At 69.9% G+C, this 23,174-nt stretch carries 21 protein-coding genes; 12 read left to right on the plus strand and 9 right to left on the minus strand.

Translation table 11 applies throughout. From position 1 onward, the window contains the following. Positions 1–19 precede the first annotated feature (19 nt). The 5 genes from AB0C35_RS23995 to AB0C35_RS24015 all read right to left on the minus strand — a co-directional run bounded on the left by AB0C35_RS23995 (position 20) and on the right by AB0C35_RS24015 (position 6,599). Positions 20–1,627 carry a right-handed parallel beta-helix repeat-containing protein gene (locus tag AB0C35_RS23995; protein WP_358459522.1) on the minus strand — a complete coding sequence of 536 codons (1,608 nt, stop codon included), beginning with the start codon at positions 1,625–1,627 and terminating at the stop codon, positions 20–22. Positions 1,628–1,691: 64 nt separating this feature from the next. Beyond that, positions 1,692–2,960 (minus strand): oxygenase MpaB family protein, encoded by a 1,269-nt coding sequence (locus tag AB0C35_RS24000; protein WP_358459525.1) that lies wholly within the window; start codon positions 2,958–2,960, stop codon positions 1,692–1,694. Positions 2,961–2,984: 24 nt separating this feature from the next. After that, entirely contained in the window at positions 2,985–3,902 is a 918-nt protein-coding gene (locus AB0C35_RS24005) for a hypothetical protein (protein ID WP_358459528.1), read from the minus strand. Positions 3,903–4,015: 113 nt separating this feature from the next. Beyond that, positions 4,016–5,860: an FAD-dependent oxidoreductase gene (locus AB0C35_RS24010; RefSeq protein WP_358459531.1), complete on the minus strand. Its 1,845-nt coding sequence runs from the start codon at positions 5,858–5,860 to the stop codon at positions 4,016–4,018. Between the two features lie 124 nt (positions 5,861–5,984). Continuing rightward, positions 5,985–6,599, minus strand: coding sequence for a TetR/AcrR family transcriptional regulator (locus tag AB0C35_RS24015; RefSeq protein ID WP_358459534.1), 615 nt, complete (start codon positions 6,597–6,599; stop codon positions 5,985–5,987). Between the two features lie 156 nt (positions 6,600–6,755). Between AB0C35_RS24015 and AB0C35_RS24020 the strand changes: the two genes are divergently transcribed. Next, positions 6,756–8,225 (plus strand): NAD(P)/FAD-dependent oxidoreductase, encoded by a 1,470-nt coding sequence (locus AB0C35_RS24020; protein ID WP_358459537.1) that lies wholly within the window; start codon positions 6,756–6,758, stop codon positions 8,223–8,225. A 123-nt stretch (positions 8,226–8,348) separates the two neighbouring features. Beyond that, entirely contained in the window at positions 8,349–9,422 is a 1,074-nt protein-coding gene (locus AB0C35_RS24025) for a maleylacetate reductase (RefSeq protein ID WP_358459540.1), read from the plus strand. Positions 9,423–9,444: 22 nt separating this feature from the next. Here AB0C35_RS24025 and AB0C35_RS24030 read toward each other — a convergent pair whose 3' ends face one another. After that, entirely contained in the window at positions 9,445–9,855 is a 411-nt protein-coding gene (locus AB0C35_RS24030) for a cupin domain-containing protein (RefSeq protein ID WP_358459543.1), read from the minus strand. Positions 9,856–10,046: 191 nt separating this feature from the next. Between AB0C35_RS24030 and AB0C35_RS24035 the strand changes: the two genes are divergently transcribed. The 9 genes from AB0C35_RS24035 to AB0C35_RS24075 all read left to right on the plus strand — a co-directional run bounded on the left by AB0C35_RS24035 (position 10,047) and on the right by AB0C35_RS24075 (position 17,965). Then, positions 10,047–10,634, plus strand: a complete 588-nt coding sequence (locus tag AB0C35_RS24035; protein ID WP_358459546.1) for a hypothetical protein — start codon at positions 10,047–10,049, stop codon at positions 10,632–10,634. 126 nt (positions 10,635–10,760) lie between these two features. Continuing rightward, a complete protein-coding gene (locus tag AB0C35_RS24040) occupies positions 10,761–11,672 on the plus strand; it encodes a LysR family transcriptional regulator (protein ID WP_358459549.1) in 912 nt (303 codons plus the stop codon). Positions 11,673–11,812: 140 nt separating this feature from the next. Next, the gene (locus AB0C35_RS24045; protein ID WP_358459552.1) at positions 11,813–12,742 is read left to right on the plus strand and encodes a VOC family protein; all 930 of its coding nucleotides are present in this window, start codon (positions 11,813–11,815) and stop codon (positions 12,740–12,742) included. A gap of 148 nt (positions 12,743–12,890) precedes the next feature. Beyond that, positions 12,891–14,333 (plus strand): NAD-dependent succinate-semialdehyde dehydrogenase, encoded by a 1,443-nt coding sequence (locus AB0C35_RS24050; protein WP_358459555.1) that lies wholly within the window; start codon positions 12,891–12,893, stop codon positions 14,331–14,333. A gap of 125 nt (positions 14,334–14,458) precedes the next feature. Continuing rightward, positions 14,459–15,247, plus strand: coding sequence for a fumarylacetoacetate hydrolase family protein (locus AB0C35_RS24055; RefSeq protein WP_358459558.1), 789 nt, complete (start codon positions 14,459–14,461; stop codon positions 15,245–15,247). Positions 15,248–15,275: 28 nt separating this feature from the next. Then, complete coding sequence (locus AB0C35_RS24060; RefSeq protein WP_358459561.1) at positions 15,276–15,647, plus strand: VOC family protein; 372 nt, start codon at positions 15,276–15,278, stop codon at positions 15,645–15,647. Positions 15,648–15,676: 29 nt separating this feature from the next. Further along, positions 15,677–16,462, plus strand: a complete 786-nt coding sequence (locus AB0C35_RS24065) for an alpha/beta hydrolase (RefSeq protein ID WP_358459564.1) — start codon at positions 15,677–15,679, stop codon at positions 16,460–16,462. Continuing rightward, positions 16,459–16,926 (plus strand): heme-binding protein, encoded by a 468-nt coding sequence (locus tag AB0C35_RS24070; protein WP_358459567.1) that lies wholly within the window; start codon positions 16,459–16,461, stop codon positions 16,924–16,926. Before AB0C35_RS24065 ends, AB0C35_RS24070 begins: the two co-directional genes overlap by 4 nt. Then, entirely contained in the window at positions 16,919–17,965 is a 1,047-nt protein-coding gene (locus tag AB0C35_RS24075) for a hypothetical protein (protein WP_358459570.1), read from the plus strand. Before AB0C35_RS24070 ends, AB0C35_RS24075 begins: the two co-directional genes overlap by 8 nt. 211 nt (positions 17,966–18,176) lie before the next feature. On the opposite strand, the gene AB0C35_RS24080 is transcribed toward AB0C35_RS24075, so the two are convergent. The 3 genes from AB0C35_RS24080 to AB0C35_RS24090 all read right to left on the minus strand — a co-directional run bounded on the left by AB0C35_RS24080 (position 18,177) and on the right by AB0C35_RS24090 (position 20,699). Further along, positions 18,177–18,950, minus strand: coding sequence for an ABC transporter permease (locus AB0C35_RS24080; protein WP_358459573.1), 774 nt, complete (start codon positions 18,948–18,950; stop codon positions 18,177–18,179). Positions 18,951–19,080: 130 nt separating this feature from the next. Further along, positions 19,081–20,019, minus strand: coding sequence for an ATP-binding cassette domain-containing protein (locus tag AB0C35_RS24085; RefSeq protein WP_358459576.1), 939 nt, complete (start codon positions 20,017–20,019; stop codon positions 19,081–19,083). A gap of 11 nt (positions 20,020–20,030) precedes the next feature. Continuing rightward, a complete protein-coding gene (locus AB0C35_RS24090; protein ID WP_358459579.1) occupies positions 20,031–20,699 on the minus strand; it encodes a DUF4097 family beta strand repeat-containing protein in 669 nt (222 codons plus the stop codon). 222 nt (positions 20,700–20,921) lie between these two features. Here AB0C35_RS24090 and AB0C35_RS24095 point away from each other — a divergent pair, with 222 nt between their 5' ends. Further along, positions 20,922–21,677 (plus strand): helix-turn-helix domain-containing protein, encoded by a 756-nt coding sequence (locus AB0C35_RS24095; RefSeq protein WP_358459588.1) that lies wholly within the window; start codon positions 20,922–20,924, stop codon positions 21,675–21,677. Positions 21,678–23,174 lie beyond the last annotated feature (1,497 nt).

A 23,174-nucleotide genomic window follows, 5' to 3' on the forward strand; every position in this document is an offset into this window, starting at 1 on the left:
CCGGGTCCCGGTCCGCCCGTCAGGGGGCGGGGCGGGTGGGGGTGTCGAACCAGTCGCAGCCCTCGGGCCTCGGCTTGTCGCGGCCGTACTCCGAGCACGGCAGGGCGGCCAGGACCTTCAGCAGGTTGCCGAACGGCGAGAAGATCGTCCAGCCGGACGGGTGGGCGCAGTCGGGCAGGCGGGCCGGATCGGACTTCACCGTCCCCCAGGACGAGGTGTTGTCCTGCCAGCAGTTGCCGTCGCCCTGCTCGTCCCACCACACGTCCAGGCCGTTGGGCAGGACCCTGCCGTCCGGCGCCACGCCGAAGGCGTTGTGTGTGTACCGGTTGCGGTGCGAGGTGTCGCGGAACTTCGTCCAGTCGTTCTCGCCGCGCAGCGGCGCGGGCACCCAGATCTGCCGGAAGCCGCTGCGCCAGTTGTCGTACAGGCGGTTGTGCACGTAGTTGTTGTCGTTGCCGCCGCCGAGGAGCAGGCCGGTGCCGACCGGAACCGGTGGGGCGGGGCAGACCACGCCGTCCTCGTGGCCCCGGTCCCTGGGGAGCTTGGCGCAGGTGCCGTCCCAGACGTTGCCGTAGTAGTTGACGTTGTTGCTGTAGATCAGGTTGTTCTCGAACGTGGCGTGGTTCTGCGGCAGGCCGGGGTGGCCGGGGAAGGCGCTGTCCATCGAGACGCCCGCCGAGTTGTGGTGGAACTTGTTGTCGTGCGCGTAGACGGAGTCCCCGGCGGTGCCGGAGTAGCCGAGCGCGTTGTGGTGGGAGTCGCAGCGCTGGATCTCGACGGAATGCCGGCGCCCGTTGAGCGGTGACGCCGAGCCGGGGTAGAGCCCGGCGTCACCGTTGTGATGGCCGACGCAGTCGGTGTAGAGGCCGTGGTCGCTGGCGAAGGTGAGGAAGCCGTACTCCTCGTTCCACCGGGCCAGCGCACGGTCGATCACGAAGCCGTCCTGCTCCAGGATGTACACGCCGTTGAACTCGAACAGCTGCGTGGTGATGTTGCGCAGGTAGAAGCCGTCCGCGCGGTCCGACCGGATGCCGTTGAGCTTGGCCCAGGTCCCGTCGGACGTGAACCCGCCCTCGACGACGACGTCGGTCATCTCGCGGCCGGTGCCCTCCAGCTGGAGGTCGCAGCGCGCGCTGTCGCACGAGTAGTCGTCGTCGTCCGGCGTCTCGTCCCCGAAGATCGCGACGAGCTGCTGGAGGTTCGGGCAGGCGTACTGCTCGGCGTAGGTCAGCAGGTCCTGGTCCTCCAGCGCGGCGCAGCGCGGGCTCGGCTCGGCGCGGCTCGGCTCCTCGCGGTACGTGCCGGGCAGCACGTAGATCGTCGTGCCGCGCACGGTGACGTCGTTCACCGCGGCCTGGATGTGCCGGTATGAGCACTCCGCCAGCAGCAGTTCGTTGAGCGTCTTCAGCCACCCCGTGTAGCCCTTGATCAGCTCGGCCGACTCCGGTTTGCACACCACCAGCCGCGGCGACGCCGGCGCCTTCCGGTACGTCGGGACCTTGCCCGTCCCCGCCGGAAACCTGACCTCGCGTTCGGCGTGGCCGAGCGCCGGGGCCGTCATCAGCCCCAGGGCCACGGTGAACACGAGCGCGACGACTGCGGTGCGCGAGACGCGCTTACCCATCATGACCGGAAATATGAACGCTATTCGCGATCTTGCCCAGACCCACTCTCCGGCCACATCGGGCCACTCACGTCCCTTCGGTGAGGGGTCCGCGGCCGATTTGCGCGGAACGGCCGGCGTCCAGGCGGCTGTGGGTGCGGTCGGCGTGCTGTTCGAGGAGCATCCGCTGAATGAGGGCGGTGCGGCGGTGCTGCCCGAAGCGTTCGCTGAGGCGGGTCGCTCCGGGAACCGCCCGGCGGACGGTCTCCGCGGCGAAGACCGCGGCGGCGGTGCCGAGAACGGCGGCCTGGTACGCCTTCCGGTCGGGGGCGCCGAGGAAGTCGGCGTTGCGTTTGCCGAGGACGACGCGGCTGTAGGAGAACAGGTAGTGGGTCAGGACGCGCTGGGCGGTGGCGGAGTTCTTCAGGCGGGGCGGGAGGAGCAGCGGGGCCGCGGCGTTCATCAGGGAGTCGGCGAGTCGGCGTGAGTCCTCGTCGGGAAAGAACTCGGTGGAGCCCTCCAGCCAGAACAGCCGCCACGCGTCGGCCTCCGACGTGGGGAGCAGGTCGTGGTGGACGCCCATGAGGTGACCCACGTAGCGCCACAGGTGCAGGGCCGCGGACTGGTCGGCGGCGGAGAACCGAAATCCGAGGGCACGCGATCCGAGCAGCATGACCAGGGAGAACAGCAGCAGGGTCCCGGCGGTCTGGATCTGGTTGATCGGGGCGTCCCACGCCTCGTGCTCCCAGTCGCCGCGGCGGCGCATCGCCGCGCGCACCTGGGCGTGCATGATGCGCACCCGGATCGTCTGCTTGAAGCCGGTGTCGAAGCGTCCGAGCCCGCCGGGCGTGGTGACGTCGACCCACCAGCTCGCGGTCTCGGCGAGGCGGCGCGGCGCCATGGAGTCGAGATCGCCGGTGCGCACGAGGGTCTTGTTGGCGCGGGAGGCCAGGTAGCCGCCGTAGAGGGACAAGCACGGCATCACCATCGTGAGCCCGAACAGCCCGGTGCGGCCGATGACCCTCGCGCCGTGGTCGAGCCGATCGGCGTCCACCCAGTACGGGACGGCGTCGACCTCGGCGAAGAAGTCCACCAGCTCGCGCGGCGGGTCGTCGAGGGCGTCGATGCCCTCGTGCAGGGCACGTTCGAACAGCCGTCGGCCGCTTCCGCCGGGACGTTCCGCGATCATCGCCGCCACGGCGTCCGCCGGCGGGTCGCCGACGTCGGCGAACGAGCGGAGCGTGGCGAGTTGTGCGGGGGTCGCCCGGATGTCTCCCGGAGTCAGGTGGCGCAGGATGAACCTCCACTGGGGGTTGGACATCCAGGCGGGGTGCGGCAGGCGGTGCTGTCGGTTCATGCTTCCTTCCGGTGGTGCGCGTGGTCAGTGCATGGCTGCGGACTCGCGGGGGAGCCGGGGCGGGGCGGTGCGGGGTTCGTGATGGGGGACGGCGACGATGGCCAGGATCGTCAGTGCCAGCGCGAGCGCGACCTGGGTGCGGTCGGCGGGCCAGGGCTCGTCGTAGAGGACCGTCGCCGTGATCAGCAGGTAGGTCTTGGCGGTGGCGGTGGCGACCAGCCCGACGACCACGAGGCGGCTGCGTTGCAGGGCGATCTGGAGCTGCCCGAGGGCCAGCAGCGCGGCTATCGCGAAGATGTAGAGGTAGGGGGCGGCCAGGAGGGCGGTGGGGGCCGTGCTCATCAGGTCGGCGGCTCCGTTGAGCATGAGTTCGGAGGTGCCGGTGAGCAGGCCGACATGGATGGCGAATGCGACACCGGTCAGCGGTCGTGAGTGGGTGCCCTTGCGGGCCAGGTCGACGCCCAGGAAGGCGATGCAGGGCACCAGCAGGGAGGGCAGGGCGACCGCCACGACGAGCACCGGCGCGGGGGCGGTGGCCTCGGCGGGCGGGTGGGCGGCGGCGCCGGTTTGGACGAACAGGGCGGTCGCGCCGGCCAGCAGGAGCACGCATCCCCACTCGCGCGGGGTGAGTCGCTCGCCGAGGATGGGGATGGCGAGAACGAGCAGCACCACCACGCCCACCAGGAACATCGGGAGTGCTTTGAGCACGGAGAGGCCGGACAGTGCGGCGACCTGGACGGCGGCGCCGACGGCCAGGACGGTCGCGCCGGTGAACCAGGTGCCGCTGCTGAGCATCTCGCGGGTCAGCATCCAGGGCCGGTCTCCCCGCAGGGGCCGCATGTTCGCCGCGGCCATCTTGAAGTAGGCGAGCCCGCTGAAGTAGATGCCGGTGGACAGGACCGCGAGGGTCTGGAACTGCATCGGCAGGTGGTCGGTGGGCATGGCTGGGCCTTCCGTGCCGCCCGCGGCCCGGTTGTCGGCGCGCAGGGCCGGACCGCGGGCGGCGGCTTGGGATGGGGAAGGATCCGTGTGAGCGAGACCATCCCGCCGGGTGGTCAGGGCTTGGCGGGGTCCCAGAGGTCGAAGATGTTGGCTTCGCCGCGGTCGTAGCGCCGGTCGTCCTCGTCGTAGAAGCCCTGGAACTCGTCGGGCAGGTACATCTTGAACAGCTTGGCGGGGGTTTCGTTGACCCCGGAGGCTTCCAGGATGCCGTTGGCGGCCTTGCGGCCGGCCTCGTTGGCGCCCTCCATGGTGGCCAGGTTGATGTCGGCCTTCACGTAGTCGGAGGCCAGGAACAGGTTGGGCAGGCCGGTGGTGGCCTCGGGCCGGTGGTTCCACGAGCCGGGCTTGTTGATCATCAGCGGCTCGGCGTTGGCGGCCTGCGGGGTGCCGTTGCCGGTGATGGCCGGGTCGATGAAGTAGGAGTGGATGTTGAAGTCGTTGAGGACGATCGGGCCCCACGGGATGGCCGCGCGGAGCTGTGCTTTGACTTCGTTGAAGATCTGCTCGTCGGTGCACTCGCGGGCCGGCTTGTTGTAGAGGATGCCGGGAACGTCCCAGGCGGAGATGCACATCGACAGGCACTCGTTGACCTCGCCGGTGCCGTAGGTGTCGCCGAAGTCGTTCTTCCAGAACTGCGACTGGCTGATCGAGGTCAGCGCCCACGGCTGGGCGGCGTAGGCGACGTGCCCCTTGCCGAGGCTGATCGGCTGCCGCAGGTAGAACATGATGCCGTTCATCCAGTCGGTCGTGATGTTGCTCAGCGACTTCAGGCTGGGGTCGGCGGCCAGGATGTCGTTGTTCAGCAGCGGGACGGCACGTTCGACCGGTACCGCCAGCACGTAGTAGTCGGCCTCGACGTCGACGACTCCGTTCGCCCCCCTGACCCGGGCACTGGCGATCTTCTTGTCCTGGACGTTGAGCTGCTCCAGTGTCGCGTCGATCTGGAAGGTGACGCCCATCGAACGCAGGTGCGTCATCCACGGGTCGATGAGCGACTCGTTGGTGGGGGCGTTCAGGAGCCGGTCGGGAGCGCCGTATCCGCCCAGGCCCAGGGTGCTGTAGACCCATGCTTCGGCCATCTTGCCCATGGTGTGGGCCCCGGCCTTCTCGGGCTTGGCCGCGACGAGCGTGCCGGTGAACATGTCGACCAGCAGCTCGTTGTAGGACTCGGACATCTTGTGGGAGTTGACGAACTGGGCGAAGCTCAGGTTCTCCCACTGCCCGTACCGGCGCTTCGGCCCGCTGGTGACGAAGGCGATCATCTTCTGGAGGAAGTAGCCCACCTCCCACGCCGGTACCTTGCCGAGCACGTTGATCCCGGTGCTGAGGAAGTTCAGCAGCGACTCGGGGCTGAGCGTGCCCTCGATGCTGCCGGCCGCCGGGAGGATGATCTTGGTGCCGTCGTAGTAGGCGGTGACCTCCTTGCCGTCCTTCAGGTTGCCGGCGGCATTGCCGCCACCGGGTACCGGGATGCGGCTCATGGTGTCGGGCAGGTTCTGGTAAAAGCCGGGGAAGAACCGGAACCCGTGCTCGCCGGGAAGGTCCTTGCGTCCCCCGGACCCGGTGTTCGGCACCGGGATGCTGCGGTTCTTGCCGCCCCACGTCTTGCGTTCGTAGATGGTGACCTGGAAGCCGCGTTCGGCGAGTTCCATGGCGGTGCTCAGCCCGCCCATGCCGCCGCCGAAGATCGCGACGCGGCGACCGGCGGCCCTGCGTGCTCGCGGGGCCTTGTGGGCGGTGGCGGGCGTGGCGGCCGACGCCGTCCCGCCGCCCAGTACTCCGGCCGCGGCGACCGCCCCGGCCGCCGCGACCGCTCCGGTGACGAACTTGCGGCGGTCGACCTGGTGCTCGTTCTCGTTCTCTTCCGGACCGGCCTGCGATGAGGTTCTGTCCTCCACGGCGCACTCCTCACGGGGGTGGATCTAACCGACAGTGGTGTCGGTTAGGAGTTGGCCCCAACTATGAGGAAGCCGCCGGGGGACGTCAAGTCCCGCGGCGGCTGAATCTCGCAGATGTCAGTGCTTATTCCGAATGGCCCAAACCCGTCCACAACAACCGCATCGGCCCTTCGACCAGCATCGACCGGGGCATGTCGGGGTGGCGTTCCCACCACTGGGCGACGCCGTCCAAACCGGTGATGAGGAGTTCGACCATCGCCTCGGCGATCGGCTCGTGCGGATTCAGCCCGACCGTCGTGCGGATGTCGTTGCCGAGCAGGGCCGTCACCGCCTGGGTGCGCGCCTCCCGGATGCCCTGCCGGACGGTGCGGATGGCCGGATCGTCCTCGTCGGTGCGGTCGAACAGCAGCCTGCGGGCGGCGGGCTTGCTCTGCGCGAAGCCGAAATAGGCGTCTATGGTCGACCGCATCCGTTCCCGCGGCGTGCCGGCGCCGGTGATCCGTGCGCCGACGTACTCGACCAGCGCGGTGTTCTGCTCCTGCATGACCGCCAGCAGCAGCACCCGTTTGGACGGGAAGTGGTCGTACATCACCGTCCGCGCCACCCCGGCCGCCGTCGCGATCTCGCCGAGCGAGGTCGCGTGGTAACCCTTGCTCGCGAATATCTCCAGCGCGGCCTCGGTGATGAGCGCCTTGCGGGCCGGCCCGCGCATCCTCGATTTCGGACCTGTTTCCGCCATCGGCTTGACTCCCTCCCGTGTTGGCTTCACCCTAACCGACATGAGCGTCGGTAAATGACGTGCCGACGGCGGGCCGCCCGGCCATGCGACCGCGCGGCCGTGCGGCCGTGCGCCGTCGCCGTCCTCCGACCACCCGGACCGAGCAGGGAGCCGTGCATGGGGCGCAGGGAACCGTCGATCGTCATCGTCGGAAGCGGGTTCAGCGGCATCGGCCTGGCCATCGGCCTACGCAGGGCCGGGTTCACCGACCTCACCATCTTCGAGAAGGCGGACGGCCTCGGCGGCGTCTGGCGCGACAACACCTACCCCGGCGCCGCATGCGACGCCCCGTCCCACCTGTACTCCTATTCGTTCGAGCCCAAGCCCGACTGGTCACGCCGGTTCGCCGAGCAGCCCGAGATCCTGAACTACCTGCGGCAGTGCGCGCTCAAGTTCGAGATCCTCCCGTACTTCCGGTTCGGCACCGAGGTCACGCAGGCCGAGTACCAGCCCGCGACCGGGCGGTGGCGCGTCCACACCGGAAACGGGAAGTGGCACGATTACGATCTCCTGGTCTCGGCGTGCGGGCAGCTCAGCAACCCGGCGATCCCGAACCTGCCCGGACTCGACGCCTTCTCCGGCACCGTCTTCCACTCCGCCCGCTGGGACCACGACCACGACCTGCGCGGCGAACGCGTCGCCGTCATCGGCAACGGCGCCAGCGCGATCCAGTTCGTCCCGCTCATCGCCCCGGACGTCTCCGAGCTGACCGTCTTCCAGCTCGAAGCCCACTGGATCAGCCGCAAACCCGATCGCGTCTATCCGCGCTGGCGGCGGGCCCTGAACCGCCGCGCACCGTCCGTGCAGAAGCTCTCCAGGCTGGGCATCTTCCTGTGGTTCGAGCTGCTGCTCAACCCCGCCCTGGTCTCACCGCGCGGACGCCGTCTGCTCTCGGCGCACATCCGTGCGATCTGCAGGTTCGCTCTCCGCTCGGTGCGCGACCCGGGTCTGCGCAGGCGGCTGACGCCCCACTACGAGCCCGGCTGCAAGCGCATCCTCACCTCGAGCGACTACTACACGACCCTCAACCGGCCCGACGTGCACGTCGTCGACCGCCCGATCACCGAGGTCACGGCCGATGGCCTCCGCACCGGCGACGGCGAGCACCACCCGGCCGACACCATCATCTGGGCCACCGGCTTCCGCTCCCAGGACTTCGTCGCGCCGATGCGGATCATCGGCCTGCACGGCCAGGAACTGAACGCGGCCTGGAAGGACGGCGCGCGCGCCTACCTCGGCCTCGCCGTCACAGGGTTCCCCAACTTCTTCCTTATGTACGGGCCCAACACCAACGTGGGCTCCGGCTCCATCGTCCATATGCTCGAAAGCCAGATCGCCTACATCGTCCAGGCGGCCCGCCTCCTCGCCGACGGCGTCACCTCCCTGGAGGTCCGCGCCGACGTCCTGGACGAGTTCGACACCGCCGCCCAGCACCGCCTCAGCACGTCCGTCTGGAACCAGGGAGGCTGCGACAGCTGGTACCTCGACGCCGACCGCCGCAACACCAACAACTGGCCCGGCTCCATGACCGGCTACCGCCGCCGCACCCGCCGCCTCAACTCCTCCGACTACCACCTCGAACGCTGAACGGGAGCACCTCGGCCAGGCGAACGACGCGGTGAGGCAGCCGGTGGCCCCCGCGCGTCCGTTACCGTGAGCCCCCGGAGCGGGCCGCCGGGAACGGCCTTTCATAGCTGGGAGAAAACCGTCGTGAGCACTGGTTCCGCGGGCGGCCGGGACCGTCCGGCCGTCCGCGTCCACGAGATGCTCGCCTCGCGCGTCCTGATCGGCCCCGGCGCCCGCCGGCTCGTCGCCGGCGAGGTGGCCCGGCTCGGGGCGGGACGGGTGCTGCTGGTCGCGTCCCCGTCCGCAGCCGTGGCCGCCGCCGGGGTCGCCGAGGAACTGGGCGGGCGGCTGGCCGCGTCGTTCGGCAGGCCCGCGCCGCACACGCCGGTCGCGGTGACCGCGGAGGCCATGGCGGTGGTGGAGGAGGCCGGCGCGGACTGCGTCGTCGCGATCGGCGGCGGGTCCGCGATCGGGCTGGCCAAGGCGGTGTCGGCCCGGACCGGAATGCCGCAGGTCGCGGTCCCCACCACCTACGCCGGCTCGGAGGCGACCCCGGTTCTGGGGGAGACCGAGGACGGGGTGAAGACCACCCGCCGCGACCCCGCCCTGGCCCCCGGCACGGTCGTCTACGACCCCGACCTCACCCTCACGATGCCGCCCGCCCTGACCCGGACCAGCGCCATGAACGCGCTCGCCCACGCCGTCGAGGCCCTGTGGGCGCCGGACGCGACCATGGTCACCGACGCGCTGGCCACCGAGGCGGCGGGCGGCATCCTGGACGCGCTGCCGGAGGTGCTGGACGACCCGTCCGCCCCGGAGCCCCGCGCCCGTTTGCAGTCGGCCGCGTGGCTGGCGGGGATCTGCCTCGCGCAGACCCGGATGGGCCTGCATCACCAGCTAGCGCACGTCCTCGGCGGCGCGTTCGACCTGCCGCACGCCGAGCTGCACACGATGCTGCTGCCGCACGTGATGGCGTTCAACCTGCCCGCGGCGCCCGCCGCGTCGTCCCGGCTCACTCGGGTCACCGGACGGGACGACCCGGTCGCGGTGGTCGAGGGCCTGGCCCGCGGCCACGAGGGCCCGACGCGCCTGTCCGAGCTGGGGGTTCCCCGGGCGGCGTTGCGCGGCATCGCCGGGCGGGTGGCGGCAGACCCGTACCCGAACCCGCGGACGCCGTCCGAAGCGTCCCTCACAGACCTCTTGACCACCGCGTGGTAGCAGAGCCTTGTGGCCCGGGGGCCTAGTCGCGGGCCATTTTGTCTTCGGGGGAGAGGTGTTCGACCGTGATGCCCGTGTCGGTGAAGGTCCGGGTGACCTCGGCGGACGTATAGACCCACAGAATGCGCAGCGGGGTCTGGCCGGCATTGCGGAAAAGATGCGGGATCGGGGAGGGAATGTAGGTGGTGTCGAACCGGCTGAGCCGGGTGACTTCGCCCTCCACCAGAACCTCGGCCTCGCCGTCGAGAATGGTGACGTGCTCATCGCAGTTGTGCGAGTGCATGGGGGCGCCCGTTCCCACCGGGTAGACGCTCATACCGCTGGTGATCACGTTCTCGCCGGCGGCCGAGGCGGAGGTCACCAGCGGCGTCGTCGCGATGGCGCCGCCGCGGTCGAGGGTCGCGACCTGGGAGGACTTGATGATCGTTGGCATGGAGCACGGCCTCTCGGGAGGAACGACGTGCCTTCGAGCGTAGATCCGGAGTGCGGCCGGCCGGCGCCACGAGAGGTGCACCCTTAACTTGCATAAGGCGCTCTGTGAGTGGCGTGCGCCGCGCTGTACGTTCTGGCGAAACCGCCCCCGTCGGGTCGGCCAGGACCACTGAGGCAGGTGTTCGGTCACTCATGAGACTTCCCATCATCGCTCCGGACGAGATGAGCGAGCGGCAGCGCGAGATCGCCGAGCGCATCGCCGGGCGCCGGGGTGCGGTCCGCGGGCCGTACCGGGTGTGGCTGCAGAGCCCGGAGCTGTGTGAGCGCGTCGAGGCGCTGGGAGCCTTCGTCCGGTTCGAGTCGAGCCTGCCTCTGCGGCTGCGGGAGCTGTCGCTGCTCATGGCCGCCCGGCACTGGGACGCGCAGTACTCATGGAACGCCCACGTCGACAAGACCGTGGAGGCGGGCATTCCCGCCGAGGCCGTCCAGGCGATCGCCGAGCGCCGGGAGCCGGAGTTCGACCGGGACGAGGACGCCGCCTTCTACCGGTTCTGCCACGAACTGCTGGAGGAGCACTTCGTCAGCGAGGAGACGTTCCGCGCGGCGCACGGGCACTTCGGTTCGCAGGGACTGGTGGACGCGGTCGGTTCGCTCGGCAACTTCAGCATGCTCGGCATGTGCCTGAACGCCTTCCAGGTCGACCTGCAGGCCGACCGGACGCCGCCGTTCCCCGACATCCGCGGCTACGGGCGCGTGGAGGCCGGTGAACACCCGCGGTGACCCGGCCCGTCCGAATCGGATTGGAACATTAAGGATGTCATAGAATGTCCCAAATTTAGTATCCGGACCGTAGGAAACCCACGGGTGAGGCGCGGCACGCCCCTTCACCCTCACGCCGGAGGAGCCATGGACCGTCTTCTCGTCATGCGCAGCTTCGTCACCGTCGCGAAGGTGGGCAGCTTCAGCGGTGCCGCCAAGGTCCTCGGCTCCTCCGGGTCGCTCGTCTCCCGGCACGTCGCCGACCTGGAGAAACAGCTCGGCGTGCGGCTCGTCAACCGCACCGCGCGGTCGATCAGCCTGACCGAGCCGGGGCTGCGCTACAGCACGTTCGCGCAGCGCGTCCTCGACGAGATCGACGACGAGGACGCGAGCATCGCCGAAATGCACGACCGGCCAGAGGGGCCGCTCTCGGTGATCTGCCCGAAATGGATCGGCAGCTTCGACCTCGGCGACGCCATCGCGGCCTTCGCCGTCGCCCATCCGAAGATCACCGTGCGTTTCGAACTCGGCGGAATGTCCGACCGCACCTATGACTTCCTGGACAGCGGATTCGACGTCGCCTTCCACACCCGGGATCTGCGGGACTCCAGCGTCCGGTTGAAAAAGATCGCCGCATTGCCGTTCGTGCTGTGCGCCGCGGAATCGTATGTCAAGAAACGCGGACTGCTCGCCGACCCGAACGAACTGAACGACCACGATTGCCTTGTGCACGTCAACGACCCGGTGTGGCGGATCGGGCACGGGCACGCCAGCACCCTGCACAAAATCCGCAACGTCGCCTTCATGTCGAACTCCTACATCGCGCTGCAGAAGGCGGCGGTGCACGGCCGCGGCATCGCCCTCATCCCGCACCGCCCGGCCTACGAGGACCTGGTCAGCGGCAACCTCCGCGTCCTGCTGCCCGACCTGCCCGTGCCCGACCGCTCCCTCTACGCGATCTACGGGCCGTCCGCGCAGATCCCGCGCAAGGTCGAGGTCTTCCTGAAGTTCCTGACCAGCTGGTTCTCCGACAACCCCATCCCCGCGTTCGAGCGATAGCGCGGCCGCGCCGTCGGTCATTGTCTGCAACTAACGTTTGCAGGCTTCATGGTCATGGAGCGTTGGAGCCGGGCCGCCGAGTTCCTAGGATCAATATGTGACCGTGCCGGACATCGCGCTCGGCACCTTTCAGGAAGGCAATGGCGGTGGGAATCCAGCGCATCGAATCGGTCCGCTACAACGTCGGGGACCTCGGCGAGTGCGTCCGCTTCTTCGAGGACCTCGGGCTGACGCTCGTCGAGCGCGACGACGAACGGGCCGTGTTCGAGACCCTCGCCGGGCAGACCCTCCGCCTCGCCGTCCCGGCCGACCCGGACCTCCCGCCGGCCCTGGAGCAGGGCCCGGGGATCCGCGAGGTGGTCTGGGGCGTCGACACGCAGGACGAACTGGACGCGATCGTCGCGCGGGTCGCCGCAGACCGTGAGGTGCGGCTCACCGACGACGGCGTCCACCACACGGCCGACGAGACGGGATTCGGCCTCGGCCTGACCCTGGCGGGGCCGGACAAGACCGGGCCGCGGACGCCACGCGCCGGCAACACCTGGGGGAACGTCGCGCGCTGGAACACCCCGGTGACGTCGGTGGGACGCGTCCGGCCACTGCGCATGTGCCACGTCGCGCTCAACATCCCCAAGGCCGGACGGGACGAGGCGGTCGCCTTCTACGTGGACCGCCTCGGCTTCGTACCCACCGACATCGTCAAGCCCATGGGCGTCTTCATGCGGTGCGAAGGGGACGCCGACCAGCACAACTTCCTGCTGTGCCACCGTCCCGACCGGGCCTCGACCAACCACGTCTCCTTCGAGGTGCCCGGCTTCGACGACGTCGTCGAAGCCGGCAACCACATGATCGCCGAGGGCTGGCGGGAGGCGCGGCGGCTCGGCCGGCACACGGTCGGCTCGAACATCTTCCGGTTCGTCCACGCCCCGTGCGGCGGGCGGGTGGAGTACGCCGCCGACATGGACCGGGTGGACGGCGCCTACGGCACCCGCGTCCACGAGACGGCCCCGCCGCACCACGTCTGGACCCTGCGCACCTCCCGGGACGCCCCCGAGGACGCCGACCGCTGACACCGACCTCCGGCACTGACCTCTGGCACTGACCTCTGACGCCGCCCTTTGGCACTGACCGCCGACGCCGACCTCTGACGCCGACCGCCGGCACTGACCGTCGACCGCTGACGCCGACCACCCCGACGCGACGAGAAGAAGAGAACCGATGACCCGGCAGTACACCTCCCTTCAGATGTTCATCGCGGGCGCCTGGTGCGCCGGCGGGACCGGGCGGACCGCGCCCGTGATCGACCCCGCCACCGAAGAGGTGATCGGGCAGGTTCCGCTGGCGACGACCGGCGACCTGGACCGCGCCGTCGACGCGGCCGTCGCCGGATTCGAGGCCTGGCGGTCGACGCCGATCGCGCGGCGGACGGCCGTCCTGCGCGCCGCCGCCGACCTGCTCACCGAGCGGGCGGACCACGTCGGCAGGGTGATGACCCTGGAGCAGGGCAAGCCGCTGCCCGAGGCCCGCGGCGAGGCCCTGCGCGTCGCCGACGCGCTGCGCTGGCACGCCGACGACGCGCGCCGCGCCTACGGGCGCATCATCCCGTCGGCGGACGACACGGTCCTGTCGGTCCGGCGGGAGCCCGTCGGGCCCGTCGCCGCGTTCGTCCCGTGGAACTTCCCGGCCGGCTCCCCGATGCGCAAGATCTCCGCGGCGCTGGCGGCGGGCTGCTCGATCGTCATCAAGGCGTCCGAGGAGACGCCCGGCACGGCCTGCGAGATCGTCCGCTGCTTCCAGGAGGCCGGGGTACCGGACGGCGCCCTCAACCTGGTGTTCGGCGAACCCGCCGAGGTGTCCGCGCATCTCATCGCCTCGCCCGCCGTCCGGCTCGTCGCCTTCACCGGCTCCATCCCCGTCGGCAAGCTGCTCGCGGCCCGCGCCGGCGCCGAGATGAAGCCGACGCTCATGGAACTGGGCGGCCACGCCCCCGTGATCGTCTGCGCGGACGCCGACCCGGTGACCGCGGCCCGGCGCGCGGCCAAGGCCAAGTTCGTCAACGCCGGGCAGGTCTGCACCTCGCCCAGCCGGTTCCTCGTCCACGAGAGCCTCATCGAGGACTTCACCGCCGAGTTCGTCAGGGCGGCCGACGCCATCGTGGTCGGCAACGGCCTCGACGACGGCGTGACCATGGGGCCCATGGCCAACGAGCGGCGCGTCAAGGCCATGGAGGACCTGGTCGTGGACGCCGTGAGCCGCGGCGCCGAGGTCGTGCGGGGCGGCGGGCGCCTCGACCGCGCGGGCTACTTCTTCGCCCCGACCGTCCTCACCGGCGTCCCGGGCGACGCCCGGGTCATGGTGGAGGAGCCGTTCGGCCCGATCGCCCCGATCACGGCGTTCACCGACCTCGACGACGCGCTCAAGACCGCGAACGCGCTGCCCTACGGGCTGGCCGCCTACGGCTTCACCCGGTCGTCGGCCACCGCCGAACGGCTCGTCCGCGGGTTCGACGCGGGCATCCTGTCGATCAACCACTGCGGCGGATCGGTCCACGAGGCCCCCTCGGGCGGCTTCAAGGAGAGCGGCCACGGACGCGAGGGCGGCCCGGAGGGACTGGAGGGCTACCTCGTCACCAAGCGCGTGTCCCACCTCCTGGAGGACTGAGCCGCCATGAGGAAGTTCTTGCGCTCGCGGCTGAGCGTGTCCCACCTCCTGGAGGACTGAACGCCATGAAGAAGTTCTTGCCGTCGCGGCTGAGCGTCCCCGACCTGCTGGAGGGCTGAGCCGCCATGCGTTTCTGCCGGATCGAGCTGGACGGCCGTCCCACCTGGGGACGGGTCGAGGACGACGTCGTCCAGCCGCTGGACGGGTCGCCGCTGGAGGGCGGCCGCCGCGACGCCGGGACGCCGGTCCCGCTGGCCTCGGCCGTCCTGCTGCCGCCCGTCGTCCCGCCGGTGTTCTACGCCGTCGGCCTGAACTACAAGGGCCACATCGAGCACGCTCTGGAGAAGGGGTACGCCGCCGTGAACGTGCCCGGCCGGCCGGAGGTCGCGTACCGGGCCAACAACGCCCTCACCGGCCACGGCTCGCCCATCGTCAAACCCGCCGGCGTCGAGGGGCGCTTCGAGGCCGAGGGCGAGGTCGTCGCGGTCATCGGGCGGAGGCTGCGGCGCGCGAGCTACGCGGAGGCGCAGGAGTCCGTCTTCGGCTGGACGATCGGCAACGACGTCAGCGCACGCACCTGGCAGCACCAGGACCGGTCCTTCTGGCGCAGCAAGAACAGCGACACGTTCAAACCCATGGGGCCGTGGATCGAGACCGACGTCGACCCGCTGGCCCAGACGACGACCATGCGCGTGGACGGAGAGCCGCGCGCGTCCTTCCCGACCGGCGCGATGATCTTCGACCCGTACGAGTACATCGTCGAGACGACCAGGTACATCACGATGCACCCCGGCGACGTCCTGTGGATGGGCGCCGACGGCACCTGCCGGATCGAGCCGGGCAACGTCATCGACATCGAGATCAGCGGGATCGGAGTGCTGTCCAATCCCGTCCACGCAGAAGAAGACGACTAAGACACGGCGCACCGAAAGGCACCCGGCGATGAGCAACAGGCCCCGCTACATCCATCACGTGAACTTCCCGACGACCGACCCCGACCGGACCGCCGAGTGGTACACCAAGGTCTTCGGCCTCAAACGGATCCAGGCGAAGAGCAACACCCGCGTGCTGCTGATGACGCGCGGCAACTTCGACCTCCACTTCACGCCGGTGGAGGAGATGGACCGCATGGCCCCCTACCACTTCGCGATCGAGGTGGACGACTGGGACGGCTTCCTCGCGCACCTCAAGGAGCTGGGGATCCGGCACACCCGGCCGATCGAGCGCCCGGAGAACCAGTCGAAGTTCTGCTACATCCACGACCCCGACCACACGATGATCGAGCTGGTCTACCACGGCAAGCGCCCGTCCTGACGCGCGATACGACCCAAGGAGGACCACAGATGAGCGTCGTATCGTCCGACGGCACCGCCATCTACTACGAACGTCACGGGTCCGGCCCGGCGGTGCTGCTCGTGCACGGCTCGGGCGGCCACCACGCGGCGTGGTGGCAGCAGGTCGCGCCCCTGCGCGACCGGTTCACGGTCGTGACCGTCGACCTGCGCGGCTTCGGCAAGTCGGACTCGACGATGCCGGAGTTCGACAGCCGGGACTTCCCCGGCGACATCGTCGCCGTCCTCGACCGGGAGCACCTGGCGGACGTGCTGCTGGTCGGCCAGTCCATCGGCGCCGTCGCCGCGCTGCGGGCCGGGCTGGCCCGCCCCGACCGCGTCGGCGGCGTCGTCCTGGCGCACTCGCTCGGCGGCATCTCCCACCCCGAGCTGTCCAGGCTCGTCGCCGACGACCGCGCCGAAGCGGTGAAGCTTCCCGTCATCGACCGGCTGCTGAGCAAGCGGTTCCAGGAGACCGAGCCCGCCCGGACGTTCCTGTTCCAGCAGATGGGCACGTTCAACGTCGCCAAGATGGCCGACCTGCGCAACCTGTCGGTCGACGGCCCCTCCATCGACGAGGTGGTCTCCTCCGGCATCGACGTGACGTTCCTGGCCGGGGAGGACGACGCCGTGCTGAGCCCCGCCACCGTCAGGCGGGCCCACGAGCTGGTCAAGGGGTCCCGGCTGGAGCTCATTCCGGACGCTCCCCACTCCATGTACTGGGAGCGGCCCGACCTGTTCAACGCGGCCGTCGTCCGCGTCCGTGAAGCACTTTCGGAGGGAAAGGCGTCGGCATGAAACTCACCCAGGCGGAGGCGGAGGAGATCGTCGCCGCGTCCCTCAGGAAGAGCGAGGCCCTCGGCAAGGCGCTCAGCATCGCGGTCGTGGACGCCGGCGGCTTCCCGGTGCTGATCAAGCGTTCGGACGGCGCCCGACCGCTCACCCCCAGCATCGCCATGAGCAAGGCCTACACCGCGGCGGTGATGGAGCGGCCCAGCAACATGCTGAAGAACTGGGCCGAGAGCAACCCGGGCTTCTTCGCCCAGCTCTCCACGATGGGCACCCATCCCATCGTCGCGACGGAAGGCGGCGTCACCATCAAGCGCGACGGGGAGATCCTCGGCGGCCTCGGCGTCTCCGGCGGCACCCCCGACGAGGACCAGAAGATCTGCGACGAGGTACTCGCGGCGCTGGGCTACGAGCTGGAGTTCCCCGCATGGGGCTCCGGCGCCCCCAGGAAGCAGGAGAGCGGCAATGGCTGACACTTACAAATTCCGCATCGACCACCACGGGAGCCTGATCCGCCCGGCGGAGGTACTGAACGCGCGCGCCCGGCACGCCGCCGGGGAACTCGACGACGCGGGCCTGCGCGCCGTCGAGGACGAGGCGGTCAGCGAGACGGCCCGTCAGCAGCGCAAGCTGCGGATGTCCGTCGTCACCGACGGCGAGTTCCGGCGCGAGGACTTCCGTGGCGCCGTCCTCGACACCGTCGGCGGGTTCCGCCGGACCGGCGGCACCGACAAGTACGGCCGGGCGCAGTGGGCGGTCGACGGCGAGGTCAAGGCGAGCGGCGCCCTCATCGCCGACGGCTACGACGGCGTCAAGGCGATGGCCGGGAGCGCGGCCCCCAAGGCCACCCTGCCCTCCCCGGCATACGTGGCCGCCACCTGCTACGACCCCGAGATCTCCGGTGCCGCCTACAAGAGCCCGGTGGAGCTCGGTGAGGCCCTCGCCCGGATCATCCGCGACGAGATCGAGCTGCTCGTCTCGCGGGGCATCCGCCTCGTCCAGCTGAACAACTTCCGCTACGGCTCGTACTTGTTCAACCGGGGCGGGCAGCCGCTGACGCTCGATCAGGCGATCGCCATCGACTCCATCGCGGTGGACGTGGCCAAGCCCGAGGACGTCCGCATCGGCCTCTGCCCGACCCACCGGGCGTCCGGCGCCGTGGACCGCGACGCCGCCGCGCGCCTGTTCGCCGGCCTGCCCGTCGACCGCTGGGTCCTGCCCTACGACAAGGGCACCGAAGGCGAGACGCACCTCCTGCGCGCCGTCCCCACCGACCGCGACGCCGCCCTCGGCATCGTCGACCCGACGGTCGCCGAACTGGAGGACGTCGAAACGATCATGCAGCGGATGGACGCCGCGGCGGAGCTGAAGGACATCGAGGACATCGCCGTCACCCCGAGCGCCGGCTTCTCCGACACCGCCGGACGCGCCGCGATCTCCGCCGACGACCAGCGCCGCAAGCTCGTCCACGTGGAGACCATCGCCCGCATGTGCTGGGGCAACGAGCTGTAGGCCAGAGGTGGGCCAACGCGCTGATCGACGCCGCCGCCACGTCACTGAATCCGACCGGAAGTCGCTGGTGCCGCGACCGGAAGTCGCGGCACCAGCCGGGTCGTTCGGGGGCGACCCGGGGCAGCAGCGCGAGGTCGGTGGAGCGGCTTGGGAAAACGTTCAGGGCCGTCGGAACCCGGGGGTCCGACGGCCCTGTTCGGCCGGTCCATGGTCAGGCCTTGTCGAAGGTGTTCTTGGCCCAGAGGTAGGAGACGGCGGCGATGCCGACGCACCAGGCGGTGGCGATGGCGGCGCTGTTGCCGATCGGCGTGCCGAGGAGGAGGCCGCGGACGGTCTCCATGATCGGGGTGAAGGGCTGGTACTCGGCGAACCAGCGCAGGGCGGTGGGCATGGAGTCGGTGGGGACGAAGCCGCTGCCGAGGAAGGGCAGCAGGATCAGCGGCATGGGCGCGTTGCTGGCGGACTCGGGGGTCTGGGCCTTCAAGCCGAGAGCGACCGACAGCCACGTGATGGCCACGACGAACAGGGTGAGCAGACCGGCCGCGGCGACCCATTCGGCGGCGGTGGCGTTCGGGCGGAAGCCCATCGCCAGGGCGACGCCGATCAGGACGGCCATGCCGAGGAGCTGCTGGATCACGGCGCCCACGACGTGACCGGTGAGGACCGACGGCCGCCAGATCCGCATGGTCCGGAAGCGGGCGATGATGCCTTCGGTCATGTCGGTGGCGACCATGACGGCTGTTCCGGTCGCGGCGGTCCCCACGGCCATGAGCAGGATGCCGGGGACGACGTAGTTGACGTAGGTGTCGCGCCCGCCGCCCAGGCCCGCGCCGAGAGTGCCGCCGAAGACGTAGACGAACACGAGCAAGAGGATGACCGGGGTCGCGACCAACTGCACGGTCATGGACGGATAGCGGAGCAGGCGCTTGAGCTGGCGCCGGATCATGGTGGACGAGTCGCGCGTGGCAAGGGCGAGAGTGTTCATCGGGCGGCCTCTGTCTGCTGGTTCGTGGGGGGTGAGGGTGTTCATCGGGTGGTTTCTGTCTGCCGGTTCGTTGCGGTGAGGGTGTTCATCGGGCGGTTTCTGTTTGCTGGTTGGTGGGGGGTGAGGGTGTTCATCGGACGGCTTCCGTCTGCTGGCCCGTGAGGGTGAGGAAGACGTCGTCGAGGTCGGGGGTGTGGACGCTCATGTCGGCGACGTCGATCGAGCGTTCGTCCAGGAGGACGAGCAGTTCGCGGATCGCGCTGACGCCGCCGTCGCTCGGCACCTGCAACGTGAGCGCCTCGGGATCGGCGATCGCCGTGCCGAGAAGGTCGCGGGCGGCGTCGAACGGGGGCATGCCGGCGAAGGTGAGCTTGATGTGGCCGCCGGGGATGAGCCGCTTGAGCTCTTCGGCGGTGCCTTCGGCGATCAGCCGCCCGTGGTCGAGGAGCGCGATGCGGTCGGCGAGCTCGTCGGCCTCCTCCAGGTACTGCGTGGTGAGGAAGATGGTGACGCCGCTCGCGACGAGTTCGCGCACGATCTGCCACATCGAGCGGCGGCTGCGGGGGTCGAGGCCGGTGGTGGGCTCGTCCAGGAAGATCAGGCGCGGGTCGCCGACCAGGGTCATCGCCAGGTCGAGCCTGCGCTGCATGCCGCCGGAGTAGGTTGAGGCCGGCTTGCGGGCCGCGTCGACCAGGTCGAACCGGTCGAGCAGCTCGGCGGCCCTGCGCTTGCCGTCCCCGCGGGACAGGTGGTTCAGGTCGGCCATGAGGAGCAGGTTCTCCTCGCCGGTGAGCAGCTTGTCGACGGCCGAGTACTGGCCGGTGACGCCGATCGCGCCGCGCACGTCGTCGGGCCTTCGGGCCAGGTCGTGGCCGGCGACCTGGACGGTGCCGCCGTCGGCCGGGATCAGGGTGGAGAGGATCTGGACGGTGGTGGTCTTGCCGGCGCCGTTCGGGCCGAGCAGGGAGAAGACCGTTCCTTCGGGGACGGCCAGGTCGATGCCGTCGAGCACGATCTTGTCGCCGTAGGACTTGCGCAGCCCGTTCGCCGCGATGGCCGGGTTCGTCATGATGCTGCTCCTCAGAGGCTGCGGGCGACGATGTCGCCGTGGGCGGTGGTCGCGTGGATGTCGAGCTGGGCGCCGGCGCCTTCGGCGTTCTTGAGCGCGTTGCGGATCCGGCCGTGGGCGGTGCCGGCGTCCAGTGAGGCCGAGACTCCGGCGGCGGCGCCGACCGACACCTCGCCGGCCTGGGTGCGCAGCACGACCGTGCCGCGCACCGCCTCGGCGATGTGAATGTCGCCCTTCGCGGTGCTGATCTCCGCGGGTCCGTTGAGCCGTCCGACCGAGACGTCGCCGGCGACGGTGGTGAGGCGGACGCTCGCGGCCTCGTCGAGCTTGATCGGGCCGTGCGCGCTCTCGAAGGCGACGTCGCCGAGCCGTCCGACGCCCCGGAAGTCGGCGCTGGCCGCCTTCGCCTCGACCCGGGAACCGGCGGGCAGCCGGACCGTCACCTCGATGGATCCGGAGGGGCCGAGGAACTGGTTCGCCGCCGAGGTCTCGATCCGCAGGACGCCGTCGTCGTACCCGACCTCGGTCCGCTCTGCCATCTTCACGTCGCGTCCCTTCGAGGCGTCCGCCGGCCGGACCTCGACCGTGGTCTCGGCCCCGTCGGCGGCGATGAACTGGACGCGTCCCGCGGGGATGTCGAGGACGGCTGAGATCGGGGCGGGGGTGTCGAACTTCTGCATCGTGCTCTCCTGTGGCTCGTTGTTTCGAACACTGGAAACGCTACGTTGCGTTCAAGATTCCGGCAACTAGTTCGTTGCATGCATGTAGTGTTAGTGCAGGTAGATAGACGAATATTGTTGCAATGGTCCTGAAAGGAATGCAACAGCGATCACTTGATTCATTGCAATGGCATGAAGGTGAACGCTATGCTGGGGGCATCGACGAGCACGAAGGAGATCGCGATGCCGGGAGGCAGGCTCACCCAGCAGGAACGCCAGCAGATCGCGCTGGGGCTGGCCGACGGCCTCCCCTACGCGGAGATCGCCCGACGTCTCGACCGTCCGACCTCGACGGTCACGCGTGAGGTGATGCGCAACGGCGGCCCCACCGCCTACCGCGCCGACCTGGCCCACCGCGCCACCGAGCGCCGCACCCACCGGCGCAGGCGGTCCGCGCCCACGGGACCGGAGGCGACCTCCCAGCCCTATGGGCGCGACGCCGAGGCGGTGCGCGAGTTCGAGGAGGCGTTCACCACCGTCCTCATGCAATCGGGCCTGCCCAAGATGACGGCCAGGGTGCTGGCCAGCCTCTCCATCACCGACTCCGGCAGCCTCACCGCGTCCGAACTCGCCCGGCACCTCCAGGTCAGCCCGGCGTCCATCTCCAAGGCGATCACATTCCTGGAGGGCCAGAGCCTGGTCCGCCGGGAACGCGACGAACGCCGCCGCGAGCGCTACGTCGTCGACGACGACCTCTGGTACCAGGCGATGATGGCCAGCGCCCGGTCCAACACCCAGGTGATCGAGACCGCACGGCAGGGCGCCGGCGTCCTCGGCCCCGACACCCCGGCCGCCGCCCGCCTGGAGAACGTCGCCCGCTTCCTCGACTTCGTCGGCGAAAGCATGATCCGCGCGGCGGAGCAGGCCCGCGAGGTCCTCTACACCAAAGCCGAGACGCCCCCTGGCGACACCGCCAAGCCGAGTTCAGACCCCGAATAGCCGACCGTCCCAAACGCCAGCCGGGCGAGGGCGAGGGGACGGCCACCGAGGCGGCGAGGCGAGGGCGACGGGACGGGCATCTGCGAGGGCGACGGGCGGCCGCTGCGGCGGCGAGGGGACGGCCACTGCGACGGCGAGGCGAGGGCGACCAGACGGCCCATTGCGACGGCGACGGCGACGGCGCGACGGCGACGGCGAGGGGACGGCCACTGTGACGGCGAGGGTGACGGGACGGCGAGGGCGACGGCGTAGGCCGTTCACGTCGGGAGGCATCGGGAACGACAAGCGGCGGTCGGTGCACAGTCGGATCTCGCCGCACGGGGTCATGCTGGTGTGAACAGCGGGGTAAGCCCACGCCGGTCGGCTTCGAGCCCAAGCAGGTCGGCCTTGGTCAGGACGTCCTCCCACTCACTGGGGCGGTCCGGCAGGGGTGAGGGTGTCCTGGATCATCACGGTGTTGATCAGGCCCGGTGCGGACTAGAGGATGCGCAGGCAGCACAGCATCCCGGCTCCTGCTCCTCGCGCCGGTTGCTACACAGGGCGGCTACTCGGTACCCACCCTCCCCCCCCGGCTCATCCTGCTCGCCCCCTTTGGCGCTTGCTGACAATCCAGTGGGACGACAGCGACGCCACCTTCCGGCGGGCCGGACGAAGGCCCGTGCCATGCATCGCCCCGGTCTACAACTACCACCTCGTAGGCAGTTCTGGTCGCGTTCCGGCGAAGAGGCCGCCGCGAAGGTGATCTGTTCTGCGTGAATGGTCCCCGGCATGGGTCTCCTGCGCGGATTCACGATGTGCGCGTGCCCGGGGTCCTCCTTTTTACCGGTTTTAGTGTGGTTGCTGTAGGTGGACGGCTGAGCTGGCCTTCCGAAGGCGAGCGCGGTCGTTTCTCTTGGTTGCCGGTTGCTGTCACGTTGGTTGCGGTAGCCGGATCGGGGAGGGATGTTCTTCTACGGGTCGGCGCGGAGTTCCGCCGGGCGCCGCGCTCCGCGCGGCAAAGCAATCAGCGACAGCGAAATGGGGTGCCCGGGGTCGCCGGTGACCGCGCGAAGCGCGCCCTTGGCAGCGGCCGCACCCCGCACCCGTCCCTCACCCGAGCAGCCATCCCCAACCCGACCACCGCAACCAACGTGACCCCAACCGGCAACCACCCCCACCCTGCGCACCCACCCGCAGGGACCACCCCAACCACCCACCCACAGCAACCACCCCAACCCCGATAAAGCCGCGCTCAGCCACCCACAAACCGTGGGACGACCATCGGCCGCAAGGAACGGCCCTTTCGCGCTGGGCGGACCGACCGCAAGAAAAGGGCGGTGACATTAATGTGGCGTGTCCAAAATGTCCACCAGCAGTACCGTGATCTTCCCCTACAATTAAAAGGGTAACGGACTCTGGTGTCGGGAGGTGAACCCCGTGTCCATGCCCCTCCAAATCGTCGAAGGCCCCGCAATCGTCGGCGGCGCACGAGAATGGGAAGACCGGGAGTGGTTCCCA

It is taken from the genome of Spirillospora sp. NPDC048819, assembly GCF_040650055.1.
Classification (GTDB): Bacteria; Actinomycetota; Actinomycetes; order Streptosporangiales; family Streptosporangiaceae; genus Spirillospora.